The 19039-nt window shown below is 45.7% G+C and carries 15 protein-coding genes and 1 tRNA gene; 4 read left to right on the top strand and 12 right to left on the bottom strand.

From position 1 onward, the window contains the following. Positions 1-244: 244 nt before the first annotated feature. The 3 genes from GF309_15170 to GF309_15160 all read right to left on the bottom strand — a co-directional run bounded on the left by GF309_15170 (position 245) and on the right by GF309_15160 (position 3019). Positions 245-1891, bottom strand: a complete 1647-nt coding sequence (locus GF309_15170; GenBank protein ID MBD3160118.1) for a radical SAM protein — start codon at positions 1889-1891, stop codon at positions 245-247. Between the two features lie 128 nt (positions 1892-2019). After that, positions 2020-2319, bottom strand: coding sequence for a hypothetical protein (locus GF309_15165; GenBank protein MBD3160117.1), 300 nt, complete (start codon positions 2317-2319; stop codon positions 2020-2022). Between the two features lie 31 nt (positions 2320-2350). After that, the gene (locus GF309_15160) at positions 2351-3019 is read right to left on the bottom strand and encodes a hypothetical protein (GenBank protein MBD3160116.1); all 669 of its coding nucleotides are present in this window, start codon (positions 3017-3019) and stop codon (positions 2351-2353) included. Between the two features lie 336 nt (positions 3020-3355). On the opposite strand from GF309_15160, the gene GF309_15155 reads away from it, so the two are divergent. Next, positions 3356-6553: an isoleucine--tRNA ligase gene (locus GF309_15155; protein ID MBD3160115.1), complete on the top strand. Its 3198-nt coding sequence runs from the start codon at positions 3356-3358 to the stop codon at positions 6551-6553. A 20-nt stretch (positions 6554-6573) separates the two neighbouring features. Here the strand turns inward: GF309_15155 and GF309_15150 are convergent, their stop codons facing one another. The 4 genes from GF309_15150 to GF309_15135 all read right to left on the bottom strand — a co-directional run bounded on the left by GF309_15150 (position 6574) and on the right by GF309_15135 (position 11554). Continuing rightward, positions 6574-7890, bottom strand: a complete 1317-nt coding sequence (locus GF309_15150) for a M20/M25/M40 family metallo-hydrolase (GenBank protein MBD3160114.1) — start codon at positions 7888-7890, stop codon at positions 6574-6576. A gap of 111 nt (positions 7891-8001) precedes the next feature. Next, on the bottom strand, positions 8002-10323 hold the full coding sequence (locus tag GF309_15145) for an elongation factor EF-2 (protein MBD3160113.1): 2322 nt from the start codon (positions 10321-10323) through the stop codon (positions 8002-8004). A 37-nt stretch (positions 10324-10360) separates the two neighbouring features. After that, complete coding sequence (locus GF309_15140; GenBank protein ID MBD3160112.1) at positions 10361-11140, bottom strand: methyltransferase domain-containing protein; 780 nt, start codon at positions 11138-11140, stop codon at positions 10361-10363. 338 nt (positions 11141-11478) lie between these two features. Next, positions 11479-11554: transfer RNA gene (locus GF309_15135), tRNA-Gln, on the bottom strand. 143 nt (positions 11555-11697) lie between these two features. On the opposite strand from GF309_15135, the gene GF309_15130 reads away from it, so the two are divergent. After that, positions 11698-12474 (top strand): creatininase family protein, encoded by a 777-nt coding sequence (locus tag GF309_15130; protein MBD3160111.1) that lies wholly within the window; start codon positions 11698-11700, stop codon positions 12472-12474. Positions 12475-12476: 2 nt separating this feature from the next. Here GF309_15130 and GF309_15125 read toward each other — a convergent pair whose 3' ends face one another. Then, positions 12477-13331 (bottom strand): hypothetical protein, encoded by an 855-nt coding sequence (locus GF309_15125; GenBank protein MBD3160110.1) that lies wholly within the window; start codon positions 13329-13331, stop codon positions 12477-12479. 161 nt (positions 13332-13492) lie between these two features. Here GF309_15125 and GF309_15120 point away from each other — a divergent pair, with 161 nt between their 5' ends. Continuing rightward, positions 13493-14632, top strand: a complete 1140-nt coding sequence (locus GF309_15120) for an aminotransferase class V-fold PLP-dependent enzyme (GenBank protein MBD3160109.1) — start codon at positions 13493-13495, stop codon at positions 14630-14632. Then, entirely contained in the window at positions 14625-15305 is a 681-nt protein-coding gene (locus GF309_15115; GenBank protein ID MBD3160108.1) for an MBL fold metallo-hydrolase, read from the top strand. The genes GF309_15120 and GF309_15115 overlap by 8 nt, the downstream gene beginning before the upstream one ends. Here the strand turns inward: GF309_15115 and GF309_15110 are convergent. The 4 genes from GF309_15110 to GF309_15095 are packed head-to-tail and all read right to left on the bottom strand — an operon-like array spanning position 15302 to position 18916. Next, a complete protein-coding gene (locus GF309_15110) occupies positions 15302-16303 on the bottom strand; it encodes a 2-dehydropantoate 2-reductase (GenBank protein ID MBD3160107.1) in 1002 nt (333 codons plus the stop codon). The genes GF309_15115 and GF309_15110 overlap by 4 nt on opposite strands. Then, on the bottom strand, positions 16300-17112 hold the full coding sequence (locus GF309_15105) for a phosphopantothenate/pantothenate synthetase (GenBank protein ID MBD3160106.1): 813 nt from the start codon (positions 17110-17112) through the stop codon (positions 16300-16302). Before GF309_15105 ends, GF309_15110 begins: the two co-directional genes overlap by 4 nt. Then, positions 17109-18116 carry a hypothetical protein gene (locus GF309_15100; protein ID MBD3160105.1) on the bottom strand — a complete coding sequence of 336 codons (1008 nt, stop codon included), beginning with the start codon at positions 18114-18116 and terminating at the stop codon, positions 17109-17111. The genes GF309_15105 and GF309_15100 overlap by 4 nt, the downstream gene beginning before the upstream one ends. Further along, entirely contained in the window at positions 18116-18916 is an 801-nt protein-coding gene (locus GF309_15095; protein MBD3160104.1) for a hypothetical protein, read from the bottom strand. Before GF309_15095 ends, GF309_15100 begins: the two co-directional genes overlap by 1 nt. Positions 18917-19039: the final 123 nt, after the last annotated feature.

Below are 19039 nucleotides of genomic sequence, written 5' to 3'. Positions count from 1 at the left end.
TCTGCAGCGAGGTAATCTCGGCAGCACGTAACGAAAAAACTAGACCACGCACTCGCCTTAGTTATTCTTCATACCCTTCGATTTCACCCAATCACAGGAACTTTAGAAATACGGACAACTTATTAAGTTTTGTAAATTATCCTGTTTTAACCTCGATAAAACAAGAGGAAATTAACATAATAGAAATAGCCTGATAGCCCAATCAAAAAAAGAAAAGAAAGGAGGAATAATCCTCCGTTTCCATTCATTCCTGTTCGTATGGATCGGAGATACTTTCCTCTTCCATCTTATCAGGATGGCTGCGTTCTCTCCATTGCTTGATGGGCATACTGAATTTGTCTTCAACTCTGTCCCGATGGATAGTATTCATGGTACAGAATGGTATGATTCTTCCATCTGGTACACTGTAGTTAATATCACAGTGCTGTACACGCTCCAAATCGAAGTTATACGGATCCTGAAAATGCATCATGCCAATCATGATAATGCGGTGCATGAATTTGGAGAGTGAGTCATAGTCACCCCGTTTGAGAAAAGCACCAAGTAGGTCCTTCATCAATCCTTTTCGCTTGACATGTCGCAATCCTGCAGCAAGCTTAGCCTTAGCCCGTTTGCTAGCAGCAAACTTTCCATCAGCATACAGGTTGGAAATGTTTTCCATAAGCTCAATGAATTTGTCGACATCTATGAGGTTAGTAATAGGTTCATAACTTCCATCCTCACTGATGTAGATGAAGGTCGCCATTCCACAAGCAAAGTGAGCACTAAGTTCTAACTGGGGAGTTCCCTTCATGAGTCCCATTGCGCGACCAATAGGCATCATAGCTGGTACTGGATACCATTCTGATGCAGGAATCTTGCCATCCGTCTGCTCTTCGATCTTGTGAATAACATCTGGAATGGTTATTCGCATTTCTTGGCGCTTCTCGTAATCAATTCTTCCTGTGATGCTAACAGGCTGGAAATTCACACAACGAACAACATCTTGGTTCTCAACAGCAAACTCGATAATGTCACCAACCTGATGATCATTCACGCCACGTACCACAGTAGGTACAAGAACAATCGAATCAAGGCCGGCTTCTCTGCAGTTCTCAATAGCCTGTTTCTTCAACGGAAGCAGATCCATCCCGCGAGCCTCTTCATAGGGCTCGGGAGTCACACCATCAAACTGCATGTAGATTGTGGACAAACCAGCTTCTTCAAGCTCTCTGGTATATTCAAGTGATTTGCCCAAGCGTATAGCATTGGTTGCAATCTCTGTATGTCGGAAACCTACCTCTTTCGCCCAGCGAAGATACTGTGGAAGATGCTTGCTCACCGTAGGCTCTCCGCCCGCAAATTGAAGTGCAGGTGTCGGAACGGGCTTGTTCCTACGCAAATTCTTCATCATTTCTAGGACTTCTTCTGGAGTTGGTTCATAGACCTCTCCAGATTCAGCTGCATGAGCGAAACAGATCGGGCATCGAAGGTTGCATCTGTTGGTTACGTCAAGAAGAGCAAGTGCAGTATGTGATTTGTGCTCTGGACACTGACCGCAATCCTCTGGACAACCATTGACAGTCTCTGTGCGGGGATTATCAAGACCTACAGTCTTGTACCACCACTTCTGGGCTTTCCTGAACATATCAGCATCGCCCCAGTAGATGTCAATGAATTCACCATGTTTCTCACATTCTTTTTTGTACATAACCTTACCATCTTCTTCGTAGAGAGTAGCATCAATAACGTTGACTTCATCATCAGCTAGAAGACAGTCAGGACAGATGGATTGGGTTGTATAGGGTAATTCACGTACTTCGTGTTTTTCAACATGATATCGTGAGATATCGTGCTCTTCATCTTCAAGAGGAGGGTCACTAGAAGGAACTGGCTCAATCTCTGGTTCCATGAAAATCAAATCCTTGCTTATCTTTTACCACCACTGAACAGAGTGGTATTCTAGTGTTCGGCCTTCTAGAATGAATATAACCTTTATCCAACGAATTATAATCTAAATCGTGGGAAAGTGGGTTATCTCTACGTAATTAGGACATATCCCTCAGTAAAGGCCCCTCTTTCCTTGTTCTTTTCTTTGCGAAGATTATCAATCGTAGTTGTCGGGATATTTCTATGTTTCAGAAAAGCGTCGATGGCCTCACAAATATCAGCAACTTCTTCGAGTTTACCGGATTCAAGAAGCTCCTGGGCCTCTTCGACAATTTTAGCCCGAAGCAGGTGGTCCATTTCTTTGTTGGTAGCAATGCGAATCCTCGGCTTCTGACCGTTCTGTCGAATCAACTCAGGAATTTTATCACGCACAAGCTTTTCTCGCGTCAACACCAAACCACCCAGTGCCCATTGGAAGTCCCTAGAGAACAAGCGCAACTTCCAACTGATCCTCAGCCACCTCCGTGAATTCCCCAAAAGCCTTCTCAACTTTGCTAGGGATTTCATCAGACCAAACTTCGTCTGCTCCACGAGGTGCGTCAACAGTCATTTTCTCAAATGAAAGGAATTGGAGACTCCTATCTGCATCAACGGACAATGTCCCAATCCACTGACCATCTTCAATAATTTCATACATTGGTGAGCGATCCTTCAATTCATCGGCGGGTATTGCAACCCAGAAGAAAGAGAGTCCGTTGAATTGGGCAGGTGTTCCTACACCGATAGCATAACTATCCATCTCACCTCTTGCCATTTCTAAATCATAGAGTATGCCTATGCGGCAATTGAGGCATTGATTGAATTCTAATCCATCTCCGCTTGAATCCATATAGGCAATACCATTCTTCTCCACGTTGTTATCGTTGCAGTGCGGGCATAGATTGATACCCCAGCGAACCTCTTTGTAATCCTCGAGAGGACCATCAAGTATTCTATGTCTTGCACCAGCGAAGGCAGATTTTACCGCTTCAGTTCCTTGTTCTTCCATCTTCTCTCGAATGACAGCCCATACTTCTAGCAAATTCTGCCATCTGATTTCTAAAATAGTGTCAGCCAATTTGTCAAGCGATCTTTCAGATAGGTCAGCCATTTCTTGTCACCTTGAGAACTATTTAGTCAGTAAGTTTCGATGCGAAACAGGTCAATTAAGCATTCTTTAGATAGCCTATCTAAAGGTAGAAGAGCCATACGAGGAGCTATATGATAATGGGCTGGACAATTAGTATTAGCCTAAGCTTTTTAACTGACACAGACCTCACGGAAGTGCGGAACACCATTGGGTGAGACAAGGATGGATCGCCAAATCAGTTAAGCAAACGGTTTTACATGAGCCATCTAGATATAGCACTGTCTCACCGATGCATGAAACAAAGAACCAACTTTGTGATTTCTTACTCAGACAAGCTTATTCAGAGTGTGGGCTACAATGACCAATTTGCCAAAACGATACCACCCAGTTGAAGTCGAACACGAGATACTCAAGTTCTGGAAGAAAAAGGACATCTATCAGAAGACAGTAGAATACCGAAAATCAGGACCACGCTGGAATTTCTTGGAAGGACCACCCACTACGAATGGCTTCATGCACGTTGGTCATGCTAGGGGACGTGCAATGAAAGATGCACAGTTACGTTACATGACAATGAAAGGATATAATGTCTGGAGACGGGGTGGGTGGGATATGCAAGGGCTTCCTGTAGAGCTTGAAGTTGAAAAGAACGAAGGAATCGCTGAAAAGGGGGAAATAGAATCTGCAATGGGGCTCGACCAATTCGTTCAGAAATGCAAAGATCTTGTGGACTACTACCTTGAGGGGTGGGTTGAAGATTCCAAGCGTCTAGGTCTTTGGCTCGATTACGAGGAAGCCTACAAAACAAGAAGAGATGATTACATAGAACATGTGTGGCATTTTCTTAAGCTGGCAAGCGAGGAGGGGTTACTGGGAAGGGGCTATAGAGTAAATCCAATCTGTCCCAGATGTGTAACCGCGCTCTCAGGTCACGAAGTATCCCAGGGTTATGAAACAAAAACAGACCCGTCTATATATGTCAAATTCAAGAGAAAAGGGGTAGAAAACGAGTATCTAGTGATATGGACGACCACTCCGTTCACCATCATATCAAACGAGATGGTATCTGTTCATCCCGACTACAAGTACGTCAAAGTGAAAGTAGATGATGAATATTGGTGGCTCGTTGAGGATTTGATGGAAACAGTCTTGGACAAAGCAGGTGTTGAAGACTATGAAGTAGTTGAGAAAATAGGCGGCAACGAAATGATCGGATGGAAATACGAACATCCATTCAGAGACGAAGTCGAATGGCACCAAGAACACGATGAAGAATACATGCATGCAGTGGTCACAGGAAGGCATGTTACAGTAGATGAAGGTACAGGATTAGTTCATACAGCCCCAGGTTTCGGACCTGATGACTTTGACATAGGTAAAGAATTTGGCGTGCCTGTCTTCTGCCCAGTTACGAAGCAGGGACGATTTACTGAAGAAGTTCCCATGTTCGAAGGGGAGTATGTTTTTGATACAAACGAAATTGTTCCCAAACAACTGGATGAAAAAGGCTTACTCCTTCATGATGAGACCGTGGATCACGAATATCCACACTGTTGGCGTTGTGATACACCGTTAATCTATGTCGCAGATAGTACTCAATGGTTTCTCAAAATGAAAGGTGTCCGAGAGAAACTGGTTGAGAAGAACCAACAAATCGACTGGACCCCCGAATGGGCAGGTTCGGGCCGTTTCGGTGATTGGGTGGCCAATGCTGATGACTGGTGCATATCCAGGTCCAGAGTATGGGGCTCCCCACTGCCAGTATGGGTGTGTGATGATTGTCAACACGAGGTAGTCATAGGTTCACGCAAAGAACTGAAAGAGAAAGCAGTTGAATTTCCGGACGAGTTCGAATTGCATCGACCATGGGTTGACAAGGTTGTACTTGAATGCCCGGAATGTGAAGGAATGATGCATCGAGAGAGCTTTGTTACTGACTGCTGGCTTGATTCAGGTATGGCCCATACCGCCAGTGTGGATTATCTTGGTGATGAGAGCTTGTTCCCACAGCTTTTCCCATATGACTTCATCACTGAAGCAGTGGATCAGTCCCGAGGATGGTTCTATAGCCTCCTCTACACAGGGGTAGTAATGCATGGAGAAGCACCATTCAAAGCTTGTGTAAGCCAAGGACATGTTCTTGATGAACACGGAGGAAAAATGAGCAAGTCAAAAGGAAATGTAGTGTGGGCAGAAGATGCCTTTGATGAAGTTGGCGCAGACCCATTCCGATTGTTCATGCTAAGCAGATCAGCACCGTGGACAAGGCTCAACTACAGCAACAAAGAAGTGAACCATATAACAAAGCGACTTGATATTTTCTGGAACGTTTTTCTCTTCGCTGAAACTTACATGGAGCTTGACGAGTTTGTATTTGACAAGGACCGGATGTTTTCGGGTCTCTCAGATGCCAAACTGGAAGAAAAATGGCTCGTATCGCGAGTCCAGAGTGTCCTGGAAGAGTTCCATGGGTATATGGACGAGTATCTCTATCATCACGCTTCAAGGGTCCTCCTTGATTTCATAACTGAGGACTTGAGTAGAATCTACCTCCCACTTGTGAAGCGAAGAGTCTGGTTAGAAAGTGATAATCCCGAGAAATTGATGACATATGATGTGCTATTCTACACTCTGCAGACCTCTCTCCGCTGCATGAATATATTCACACCGTACTTCGGCGAGAAACTGCATCAAGACTTTCTGATGAGGTTCTCTGATGATCAACCAGAAACGATAAACATGGCATATATGCCAGATGTCAATGATTCTTATCTGGATGAGGAACTCGAAGCAACCTTTGATGTCTTGGAGGAGCTTAGATCAGCAGCAAGCCATGCCCGAAACAAGAGCGGAATAAAGCTGAGACATCCTGTGAAGAAAATCATGTTTGTCCCGGCTTCCGGTGATGCAGCTGAGCGGGCAAACAACCTTCACGATATACTCTTGGAAGACCTAAATACAAGAGAATTCGAGGTTATTGATTCGGAACGGGCATCCCAGTTCATCGAACTCGAGACCTACCCCAACTATGAGAATCTTGGCCCTAGGTTCAAGGGCGATACTGATGCAGTAGTTTCTGCCCTTGAAAATGTTGATGCAAAAAGGTTGAAGGAAGAGCTGGAAGAGGGTTTGGCGAGGTTAGATGTCAACGGGAAAGAGGTGGAACTAGAACCCGATGATGTCAGTTTCAGTGAGCAGCTAGTAGGAGAACTCAGTCGTTCGGACAGCAGATTCGGAACAGTCTATGTAGATAATACCCGTACGCGAGAGCTCGAGGCCGAAGGATTGGTCCGCGATGTAACGCGTAGAGTGCAGGTCATGAGAAAAGAGATGGATCTTGATGTGGAAGAGATGCTTGAGCTTGTTCTGAAATTCTCAGATGAAGAATCCGTAGAACTGACCGACATGTTTTCAGACTATCTGGCAACAGAAACACGTGCGGAATCCATGCAGCTCTTTGGCCCAGATGAGACTGTGGACTGGGACAGTTTTGAGTATGTCAAAGACTGGGAGATAGACGACTTGAAGCTGAAAGTCGGTATGACACCGAAGTAGTGGCTTATTGCCGAAATACACTATGAGAGAATGTTGATGAGTTCGTAGAAGAACTCGGCATTCTCCTCGATAGATGGCACAAGTACCCATTCGTTAGCTCCGTGTAGATTGTCTCCAATTGGGCCAAAATCAAAGACTTGGGTATTCTCACCCGCGAAATAACGCGAATCAGAGGCGCCACCACCTTCAATCAATCGGGTTTTGATTCCTATACGATCAAGAGCTTTTCGTGCCGCTTTGATTAGCTGTGAATTGGGATCGGAATCAACGTAACCTTGCCCTGCACCAACCGTAAGAGATGTAACTTCGGCTTTTCCTCGCAGTGATTCTTGGAACGCTTTTTTTGCACTTTCCGAATCATTTGTCATGGCTCGAACATCTAGATAGAGATCCCATACACCGTCCTTTAGCTCGAGTAAGTTGGGAGAGACAACCTTCCCCATATCGGAATGCTCGGTTGGAAATGCAGCTTGAGCCATTGGAAGAGCTGCTCGTAACAAGTCAGTAAGGCCCTGATCATAGTCAACCGTCGCACCAGATTCATCTGGATGCACTATCTCAAGCTCAATCCAGTCGGGAATCACATTTGATTTTACGAAAGCCCCTTCAACCTTGGTTACTCCAGCAAATGGATGCAAATCAAGGTATTTCGAGGCAGCCAAGAGGGCATGCCGATCTACGCCAGGTCGTTGGTAGGCTGAATGTCTTGTATCACTGCCAAAAAGATCAGTCTGGAATTGTTTGGTCTCGATTTCTCCCTTCATCTGAGAGAGGTGTTTCTTTACTTTTACGTGGGTCGGCAAAGCGTTTCGTCTTCGATGGATTATCACTTGACCGATTCCATCTGCCACTACAACATAATCGGGCATAAGACCATTTTCATCAAGATAGTTTCTAAGATTCCCAGCGCCATGAGCCCCACCTATTTCTTCATCACCAGTAGCTGCCAGCATGACAGTCATCGACGGATTAGTTGTTTGCAGCTTTTCGGCTAGGAGGAGCATGGAAACGATGTTTCCCTTGTCGTCGCAAGTTCCCCGGCCGTAGGCGCGGTTACCCTCGACTACAAGCTCGAAAGGATCGGTCTTCCAACCCTTCCCGGGGGGAACAGTATCAAAATGAGCAAGAAACAGAATCTTCTTGTCGCCATCTCCCTTTCTCCCGAATGCACTCCAATATCCTTCTGACTCCAGAATATCAGTTGTAAATCCGAAATCCTCTATGGTCTTCGTAATGTATTTTGGACACTCTGATGAAGCCCTTTTTCCTTTGTCTCTGTCCGAAACGGTATTGGTCTCAACAAGTGTCTCAAGCACAGAAAGCGTATCTAGACCCATAAGCAATCTTGGCACCAATGGAAATGGTGAGTGAAATAGTTATTCCAAGATACAAAAAAAGAATTAGTTGGAGTGCGGATTGACCACACTCCTTCGTTGATATTGAAAGCTTTAGCCTGTTCGCTTGTAGATATACCTGCTCCAAGCGTTCAAGTTGGGCAATTCCTTTGGCATGGCTTTTCGCTCACGAATCTCCAGAATCTTCTCTTCTTGCATGTTACTTGGCAATGGCTCGAAATCTTTGAACTCGTAACCAAAGAAGCTTTTACCAGCGGTAGCGCTGCGGAACTCGTCAGCAATGCCAATTGTCTCAGCAGTAGGCAAGGTGCCCTTCACTGTAACCGCGTCTTCTTCGCCTTCTATTGTGACAATCTGTCCTCTATGGGAGGTAAGGACCTTGATAACACCGCCCTGTGTCTCGGGAGGTGTCTTGATGTCAACATTAAGAACAGGTTCGTACAAACCAGGTCGACCAGTCAAGAAGCCCATGTTGAGACCAGCACGTGTCATTGTAGCTATCTCATTGTAGCCCGTGTGCGCTGGGTCTGTGTGGACAGTAGCATCAGTCAGCACGACCTTTGCTCCCATGACGGGTTCATGAGCAAGGGGACCAGAATCGACAAATTCGCGGAAAGCACCTTTCACATAGGGTTCAATTCGATCGAATCGTTGTACGCCTTTCATGTCGTCAACAAGCATGCAGTTCTCATAGATGTCAATAATGTTCCTAGCAACCTTTGGATCCCAATCAGCTTCATCACGGAGCATTCTGGCACGCTCTTTCTCGTCCATGTCCGCAGTTATTTTCTTCTTACGAATCATTTCCACAGTTTCGTCATTCAAAGGCTCAAGGTGCATTTCTAGGCGGTTGTGTCCGTTCGGAGACTTTGTGAAGAACTCGTCTCCACGCTCTGTCATCTTCTCACGATACACAATTATTGGTTCTGAGACGATAATCGGCACCTGTTCATTGATACGACGTGTGAGAATCTCGATTTGAAGGGGATCGATTCCATCAAGCCGATACTCACCAGATTCCTTATCATGGAAGAACCTCGCGGTTGGGTCGGCCATAATCCATTTTTTCACAACATCACCGAGCTTGGCAATATCCTGAGGATCCTTCGGTCTAATACTTCGGCTCACAACAGGTTCGCTCACATATTCGATTGCCTCGAAGCCCTTCATATCTGAACCCGCATCTACGAAGCTCTCACCTGACGGACAGATGAAACCAAATATCGAGAAAAGATTCCCTGCCGGTATCTCTTCCATAGGCAGGATATCTGTAATCTCTTGAACACCCAGGCGTTTAACTCTGGCTCGCTTCTTCATGTTGATTAGCTTGATTTCCTGTCCAGCCGTAAGAGTGCCCGAGAAGACACGTCCAATAAGGGTTGGTCGCTTGCTCTTAGGATCGACGTAGATTTTCGTAATCATACCCAATAGAGGACCATCTCGATCGCATTCAAGTAGTGCCTTGCCCTCGGGGCTTTCTGGATCTCCTTTCCAGATTCTCGGTATTTTGAATTTCTGAGCTTCCTTTGGATTCGGAAGATGTTTCACCATCATTTCAAGAAGCGCATCATCAAGCGGAAGGTTCTCTCTCAGCCAGCGGTCATCTCCTTCCTGATACTTCTCAAAGACAATATCGGGTTTGACTCCTTGGCGCTGGAGAGTCTCCATGGTAAATGCCCATCCAGTCTTGGCACTTCCAATGGCAACACTGCCATCCTCGAAAGCAACTCGCCAGTCAAACTCTGGAGGCGCATATTTCTTGATGAGTTCATTGACCTTCGCCACAATGATGTCTATTCGTTCATAGACCTTCTTTGGAGGTAGTTTCAGCTCGTTGATTAATCGGTCAACCTTGTTAACATACAAAACAGGTTTACATCCTTCGCCTCCAACTGCAAGACGAATGTTCGTCTCTGTTTGTGTCATTACACCTTCTAGAGCATCAACCAAAATGACTACACCATCGCTAGCACGTAGAGCACGTGATACTTCACCAGTGAACGAGAGATGGCCTGGGGTATCTGATAGCTGAACAAGATACTCCTCACCCTCCACCTCGAAGTTGAGTAGCACGACAGAAGTAAAGATGGTAATACCACGTTCTTGCTCTTCCTCGTCGCTATCGGTCATCAACGCTTCGCCGGCAGCAGCGTCGCTCATAAGACCTGCTCGACGCATGAGATAATCCGTCGTCGTTGTTTTTCCGTGATCTATGTGTGCACTTATCGAAATAATCCGCTTATGTTTGTAGTCCTCTGATTTGATGAGCCTTCTAATCGCATCTGGCTCCTTGATTTTGACCAATATAATCACCCGTAAATTCTGATAGCATTTTCCCAACTGCCGAAGTTTATCCTTACGAGAAAACTCGGTTGGGAGGCCGCCGGCGGTGTCACCGGTAGCACGAGTGGTCACGACGTTGTTGGTCTTAAAAGATTATCGAAGGCAGCTGTTATTTACAGGCAACAACTACCATGCGCTCCGAATTTGCGCTATAAGGCATCTTGGGCAGTTTATTGGATCCGTAAAGTTCCACCTTCTTGAATCCGATGTCTTTCAGCATACCTTCTATTTCCAGTGCCGTGTATATCCGGACATCGTTGTTAGCCAAAGCATCCTGATTCATTGATACTAGACGATTCCCTTCAATATCGATAAAAGTTGCCGGACGTCCCCTCAAGACGCTCGAAGCCGCATCAAGAACATGTGCACGGCTAAGGAGGAATCCGCCTTCCAGTTCTGTCCATGTTTGTTGAAAATCTGGTAAGTTGTAGGGATTCAACAAGTCAAGAAGTAGTCGCCCATCTTCAACTAGAGCATCGAATGATCCTTTTAGCACACGTTTATTCTCAGCATGGTCGAAAAAACCGAAACTATGACTCAATAGAACTGCAGCATCAAACTCAAGCTCGAAGTCCATTTCACGCATATCGCCAACATGGAAATCAACTTCGACACCTTCCTCCTCCGCTCTCTCCTCAGCTACAGATATCAGAGTCTCAGAAAGGTCGAAAGCTGACACATCCAAATTCATTTTTGCGAACTCGATAGCGTGATCTCCAGCACCACAGGCTATATCCAAGACTCGGTCTTCTTCATCCAAATCCAGTACTTCAAAGCAGAACTCAGCTAACATCTCATCGTATTTCTCAATACCTTGAATGCAGTTTCTATGCTTTACACGGAATATCTCAGCCCAGAATTGATCCCAGCCAAGTTCTTCTTGTTTCATAAGGGTCAACCACTCTGAATTCTGTCCGCGAGAATGATATGAAGCTTTTCATCCAAAAGAAGTACAACGTGGTGGAGATCCCCCGCACCTGCAGATCTTCGCCGGGAGGGACGTAGACATACCAGCAGGAGACGTAGTAATTAGCCTCGATGTGCGGGATCGTTTCTCCACAGTTTATTTGGGCAAGAGTGCCTATAAATCTATAGATTTTCGCTAAATTGATAGAAATATTCTAAAAATCCTTAATATTCTAACTCTTACCCATGTATATATAAATAAGACAGTTATTCGATTTATTGGAAGGTTGGGGGAAATGTACTATGCTCAGGAGAAAAAAGTGGTAGCCCCGCCAGGATTCGAACCTAGGTCAGCGGGACCAGAACCCGCCATGCTTGACCGCTACACCACGGGGCTGTGTATTGCGTGTTTTGAAACAGTCGAAATACTGTTCAATACGGAGGCATCATCAGAGCCAATATTACCTTTTCGTTTAGGTGAAGCTGGAATCGCCGAGTCTGGGACAGGGGGTCTCTACAGGTATTGAAGGTATCTAACGGATGACTCATAAATCCGTTTACGAGTGCCCAAATCGAATAGCAATGCCGCTATGGAGTGATCTCACATACAAAGAATTCATGAACGCAAGCAAGAAGACCGAAGTTGCTGTTGTCATTACTGGAGCTGTTGAAACACATGGAAATCATCTTCCATTGGGAACCGACTGTATCCTACCGTCACATCTTGGACAAAGGATTGCAGAGAAAACCAATGCACTCGTTCTTCCATGTATGCCATTTGGTGATAGCTGGTCCTTCTTGCCGTTCAAAGGAACAATTTCAATCCAACCAGAGAATCTGGCAAGATTCTATGCCGATGTAATGTCATCAGTATTCAACACAGGATTCAGATTCATTATTGCCCTAAACGGACATGGCGGCAACTATTCGTCACTTCAACAGGCAGCCAAAAAGGCCACAGAGGAGGGAGAACGCTCCGTCATCATTGTCAATTGGTGGCGGGACCTGGGCGAAGATGCACGCAAAGAAGTACTTGAGACAGAAATGGGGCATGCGGGAGAAGATGAAACATCTGAAGTTATGGCAGTTTCTCCAGAGCTGGTAGATATGGAGCCAGCGGTTTCTGCACGGGTGAAATCAAGATTCAGAATTGTGTCAGCCATCCATAGAGATGAGCTTCTTCCCAACGGCATGTATGGTGAGCCCGAGAAGGCAACGCCTGAAAAAGGTAAGAGAATACTTGAAGCGGCTGAACAAGAGCTCATCGAGCTAATAGGAAAACTTGAACAAGGCAAGCTTCCCGTTGAAAGAACCTGAATCTACATACCGATTTTGAATACAAGTGCATCACGCAATACCCGCTGGAACATACGCACGAGATTCTTGCCTTCTGTGGCTATGGTCTCAAAGACCGGAAAGCCCTCCAAATCAAGCATCTGTATCATATAATCAGGGGGTAGAGCATTGGGAAGATCACGTTTGTTGAGGGAGACAATGATTGGCATCGTTGCCACCCGGTCAGTTCCTAGTGCAATTCGCAATTCCTCAATGGAAGCAAGATTCTCGTTCATAGACTCTGGTCTAGAATCTGCCATGAAAATTATTCCATCAGCATCCTTTAGGACACTGATTCGGCTTCGAGCATGTCTTCGCTGACCCGCTACTGTGAATACATCAAATACAATATTGCTCCCGCGTGCAGCTACGGGTAGAAAATCAAAGAATGTTGTTCTACCCAATTCATCACTGATTTCGACCATCTTGCGTTGGCTCAACGATGGGATGTTTGCAAAAAGCCATCTCAACGCAGTTGTTTTACCAGAAAGGGATGGGCCGTAGAATACGATTTTGATATGGATTCTCCCCTCTTCATCTCTCTTCAACAGCTTGCCTGGAACAATCTCTTCAGGGGTACGAGGTTTGATTTTGGCCTCTTTCGCAAGACTCTCTGTTCGTTCCGTATCTAGAGGTATTGTCGACGTCTGTGCAGAAACTGTTCCTGTGGGTGAAACAGGAAGGTCTATAGCTGAGAGGGGGCGTTCCGAGCTGCTTGCAGCTTTCTCTTTCGAGGGAAGGTCTTCATGTTCGTCTTTTCGCGCAACAGTGTCCTCTGTTTTGCTCTCTTTTCCTACCGCTCTTTTAAGGCGGTCCACTATCCTCCGAAACAGAGACAATTGTTGGCAACCTCCTCTAGCTTTGCCAGCTTACTCCATCATCCGTAGATGTACAGACAATAAGGTAAATCGGCTAGACTTAAACTTTAGGTGGGTCACCTCAACTTAAGCTTTAGGTGCGCAAATTTATCAGAGAAGTATGATTCTCCGCCTCTTGAAGAATGATGCCAGATGCAATTGATCCAGACTTCGTCAGTAAAGAATTCCCTACACTCAAGAATATGACGTATCTTAACAACGCCTCCACAGGCATCCCTCCAGCCAGAATGGCCGCTGCAGTTCGTGACTATTTGGAGGATAGGGCAGCGGTGTGTAGGGATTTTGAGGACACATTGGCACTATTCAAGGATATCCGGAACAAACTTGCAGAAATGCTTGGAGGGGACCGAAACAACTACGGGCTCGTCCCAAGTACCAGCGCAGGATTGAACGCCATAGCACACAGTATTGACTATCCAGACCAATCAAATGTGGTCGTATGTGACTTGGAGTTCCCCGCCAATTACATCCCATGGCAAAATGTAGAACATGCACATGGTGCAGAACTGCGCGTAGTTGAATCTGTTGAAGGAGCAATTCCGCCAGAGCGTTTAGCAGAAGCAGTAGACGAAAACACGAAAGTCCTAGCGGTTAGCCTCATTCAGTTTGGCACAGGTTACAAGTCAGATTTGAAGGCACTTGCAAAACTCGTTCATGATGTTGGGGGATATCTAGTAGTCGATGTAATCCAAGCAGCAGGTTGTGTTGATTTTAATCTTGCAGAGTCAGGTGTTGATTTTGCCGCGGGACAGAGTGCTAAATGGCTCATAGGACCAATCGGAGCTGGATATGTCTATGCTTCTGAGTCCGCAGTGGATGATGTACATCCTATCACAACGGGGTGGTGGGGAGTCAAAGATTTGGTAGATTTCAGTTATCATAGCCGAAAACTCCTGCCCGACGCACGTCGGTTTCAAGGTGGCTCTTCTGCAATGATGGCATATGTGGGATTCCGAGAGTCTCTTGATGTCTTGTTGGAAATTGAAGCAGAGACTCGAGAAGAAGCTGCAATGAATTGTGCAGACTATCTTAGGAAAAGGCTCACCGAGGAGGGAATCGATTATTACGATTTCAGGAAAGAAAACAAATCAGCAATTGTGTCATGCACACCGGAAGAACCAGAAGTCCTGAATGAGAAACTGAATAAGCACCGGATATACTGTTCGGTCAGAAATGGTCGGCTCAGAGTCTCGCCTCATTTCTATAATAACGAAAAAGACATCGATACGCTAATGGAGTATGTTGTGAGAAACCATGTTTGAAGAAATAACAAATAGCATCAAATTTCGGAGAAGCAGCTCGTTTGATAGCAATATTATCTGGATAGGTGGGAACGAACGACAAGCCTTGGTTGATACTGGTACTGGGATGTATCATGAGGGTCTGGTGAAAGACCTTGAAAAAATTGGTTCATCCCAGCAGGATATCACGGATATTATTCTCACCCACAGTCATATTGATCATATTGGAGGTGTTGTTCCGTTTCTTTCGGAAAATAGTCCCCAAATCCACTTGCATCGCTCCGAAGGAAACCGAATCAACTCCGGAAACATGGAATTAACACTAAGTGATACCTTTGGCGTGACCCTTCCGCAGTTCAAGGTAGACGGACTATTCGATGACAAAGACATAATTGATCTCGGCAATATCAGTCTCAAGGTACATCATACGCCAGGGCATTCCTCCGGATGCGTTTGCCTGGAAGTCCTAGGTGAAAGCATCATGATTACTGGAGATACAATGTTCGCCGGAGGTAGTTTTGGTCGAGTTGACTTTCCTACTGGAGACCCTAAGAAGCTAGTGAAGTCACTTAAGAAACTCAGTGAAATGAAATTCGAAGTTGCCTTGCCAGGTCATATGCAAGCTGTTACTCATAATGCCAACAATGCAGCTGAACAATCATACCGTATGGCTAAACGCACATTTGGATTCTAGTTTCGTGAAGCAAGATCCACGAGCTGTTCGGAATGAAGCATCGGGAGACTCTCCTTGCCATCCCCATTTGCTTGCCGCTTTCTTTCTAGCGCCCGAACTAAGGCTAGCATGCTCTTGCTGAAGGGGGCTTCAAGCCCCAATTTCTCTGCTTTTCGAACGATTTCACCAGTGATGAAGTCGATTTCGGTACGTTTCCCCTTCACTATGTCCTGTAGCATCGAGTTGATGTTTTCGGAAGTCGCTTTAGCTGTACCAAGGGTATACCTTACAGGATCATCAGTATTGAGATTGATATCGAGCGCCTCTGCTACTTCGGCCGCTTCTTCAACCAAATTGACTACCAGTGCCCGGAGGTCTCTGTCCTTGTACACTTCGCCATTAGTTAGTCCAGTTAGCGCACCAACAGGATTGATTCCGCAATTGACGATTGTCTTCGTCCAGACAACAGCCTCTATATCTTCAGAACCAGAAGCTTCGAAAGAGGCATCCTGAAGCAGATTGACTACGTAATCCACCACTTCAGAGTTTTCTTCGTAGTGCGTACCAACTTCGGTAATGCCAGTGCCCGTAACCTTTACTTCACCATTTCCAGTAGTCATGGCGCCCATACAAGAAGTAGCGCGTAACACGTTCTTAGTGTTCAATTCCCGCGAAACCAGTTCTTCAGTTCCAATTCCGTTCTGGAGACAGACAAAGTATGTATCTTCACTAACAAGGTGTTTCAATTCTCGGGCTGCTTTCCTAGTATCGTACGACTTCGTGGTTATGAAAACCAAGTCTGCATGTTGAATCTCCTTTGGGTCGGGTACTGCCTCTATGTCAATGGAATACTCCCCAAGCACGCCCCGTATTTGAAGACCGCGCTCTTTGATTGCATTAACATGCCTAGGGCGAGCAACAAGGGTAACTGAGGCTCGGTTTGTAAGCTGGATAAGACCGCCATAGAGAGAGCCAAGCGCTCCCGATCCCATAATTACAACATCGACGGTCTTCTTCATGTCGAGGCCTCCTTTTCAGCAGTAACGTCTTTCATAATCCCGGCGTCCGCCATTTCCCTAAGATGATTCATTATGTCTTGAATCGCGATTCTCAAGTTCTTCTTGTTATCAAAGCTATCAAGGGCTTTTGTAAGCTTTTCACTTGTATAGGACTTGAGATCTCTAGCCAAATCAACCATGACAGGCATCGCCCGGATGATATTATCAACAACAGTGATGTTGGAGTTAATGGCAGTCCTACTCATGGGATTCAGGTCTATCGTAATAACGCGCTTTCCAAGCCTTCTAAGCGCTTCGGTCCGGTCACCATCCTCAAGTGGAACAAGGACGGTATCCGCAACAGCAATGCCCTCAGAATCAACTTTTCGGCGATTGCTACTTAATTCAGGAATCTTCTCAGAGGGGCGGTCATGTGTTCCCAGTACTTGCTGTGCACCTGCCTTTTTCAACATCTTCAACATAGCTTCTTCTCGTTCTCTCCGGTAGTAAAACAGGTTGATTTCAAGAGGCGCGCCTGTGATTTCGGAGAGTTCAACAAGCTCCACAGGTACCAGCGCACACACATTTCCATTCACACTTATGACAGGCTTCTCCGCTAGGTGAAGAGCTGCAACCGCAGCTTTTGCCGCTTGTCTAGCTGAAGGAGTGGTTCTTTCGCCAATTAGATAGTCGAAAGCCTCTCCACGACCATGCGCTAACAGTCCGGCAGTTGCCACAATGTTATCATCATGACCTTCAATAATCCGTTCTCTGATATCAAGCGATTCTTTCCTGGGATGGTCATCTGGCACTACCTTGTCTGTGTTCATTGTAGATTTCCTCCTTCTGCTGAAATTGAAGTGACGACTATCTCCTCCTTCTTCCAATATTGGCGGAGAATATGTCTGGCCGTTTTCCAGTTTCCTTTACAGAGACAGAATACAGAATCTCCAAGCATGACCATGCCGCTCCAAGTAAAGCCCTGTGCCTTTAGGTCTGATAAGGCAGACTTCACACGAGAAGTTGCAAGACCAATAGCATCAGAGAACCGTTCTGAGCAAGACACAAACACATCCACTGTGGGATTAGACATTATTTCCTCCACTAGGCGCTGTCCTATTGCATTGATTCTCTTTCGATGCGTTGAGTCAGTAAGTATCTTCTCTGTTTCAAGACCGGGAGATCCTGCAAGAAGAACATGTATATCTTCAGGATATCCGATAGAAGCAGTCTGACCAATACCGGGAGCACCCGGTCTGGTTCTGATTTCGAAGCCACCGACTGTCTGGGCGATTACATCTCCAAGACCAGTGTGATTTCGGACTTCTGCCATATGAGCGTATCTCGCTGCCGAAATCCGTTCTTCAGATCCGAAAAGGATTTTCTGGAGAGCCATGGCTGTACCCAAAGCACCAGCGCCTGAAGCTCCAAAGCCAGCACCAACTGCTAAAGGCGATTGATGAGTCACATTGACTCTATATTTGCCACCTTTATCCGCCAGCATAGACATTACCACTTCCTTCGAAACGATTCCATTGATTGTATTTCCATTGTATTTGACACGCACACGCGAATCCGTTGACTTCAGAATGGATACGGTAGTGAGAGTCCCAGATTCCACAGAGAATCCAGCACCTAAAGAACCACACTGGAGCGGATCACTAGCATCGTCGTGTATGGTAAAGAACCCCGTTACATGCCCAGGAACAAAAGCTGAGGCCATGTTTGGGTTCGATTGTCCTTGTGTCAATTTCGCTTTCATTGCATCGTACGAGTATACCGTTATATAAATGACCATACAATTATGGTATCTGTATATAATGTATATATCCATCAGCTTTCAAACGGAACCAAGCTGGTGTACTTCTTGACACGTGGGTCATCAGAAGGTTCTGCAGGGTAAGCCCATCTCGCATCTATATCCCGGCCACTCAAGTCATACACATCGAAGCTGCCAGAAGACCATGTTAGTGGACTAAAACCGAGAAGTAGAGTTTGGGTGCGCCAGCTACTTACAACAAGATGGTTATGCATATTCGTCGTAGGAACAACAAGGAAGACATTTGACAATTCCATGAGAAGACTGGTGCTTATACGATAGAAGAAACTGTAAATTCGCCGATGCTCATCACTACCTCGTCTACGGAGGTCATCCAAATATCGAGAGATGGTCTCATCATGGACGTCGGGATCGATCACATCAGATAAATCGTCCACATCAACTACCACGGTAGTCTCGAAATAGTACGCTAACGGAAACTCAGTGATGTGAAAGACTAGAAACTTGTCCTGAGTAATAGTCTGATAGAGATGCTGAAAAATGGATTGCTTAGAGTAGAGCATACTGGGATCTAGATCAGCTGGCTCAAAATGGCCAGCCTCATCAGATACTGTGAGTCTGAACATATCATCTAGCATATCGCCATCATAACCGATTCTCACCAAATGATAGGGCTCTTCTCCGTTCTCGTCCATCATATCTTGTGAGACAAGCCATTTGTTGAAATCACGCTGAAAAGTATCAACTTCATCGTCATCGTCAACTACAAAGAGACTCTGACTAGGACTGCCAAAAGCCGAAACTGTCTTCTCATATGCCTGATAGCGAGCTCTCTTCTCTGGTGGTTCAGCCAATGAGAGTACACCTCCGGAATATCAAAAGCGAGTCCAGCAAGTCTTTAGCACCTACCAGCCACACATCACATCGGGCAAGCAACATTGCAATATTGCTGCTGCAATCAATCGATTTGTGCGATT

The organism is Candidatus Lokiarchaeota archaeon, assembly GCA_014730275.1.
Lineage (GTDB): Archaea > Asgardarchaeota > Thorarchaeia > Thorarchaeales > Thorarchaeaceae > WJIL01.
Note: the sequence above shows the minus strand (reverse complement) of the source record. Positions and strands in the feature narration are given on the sequence as shown.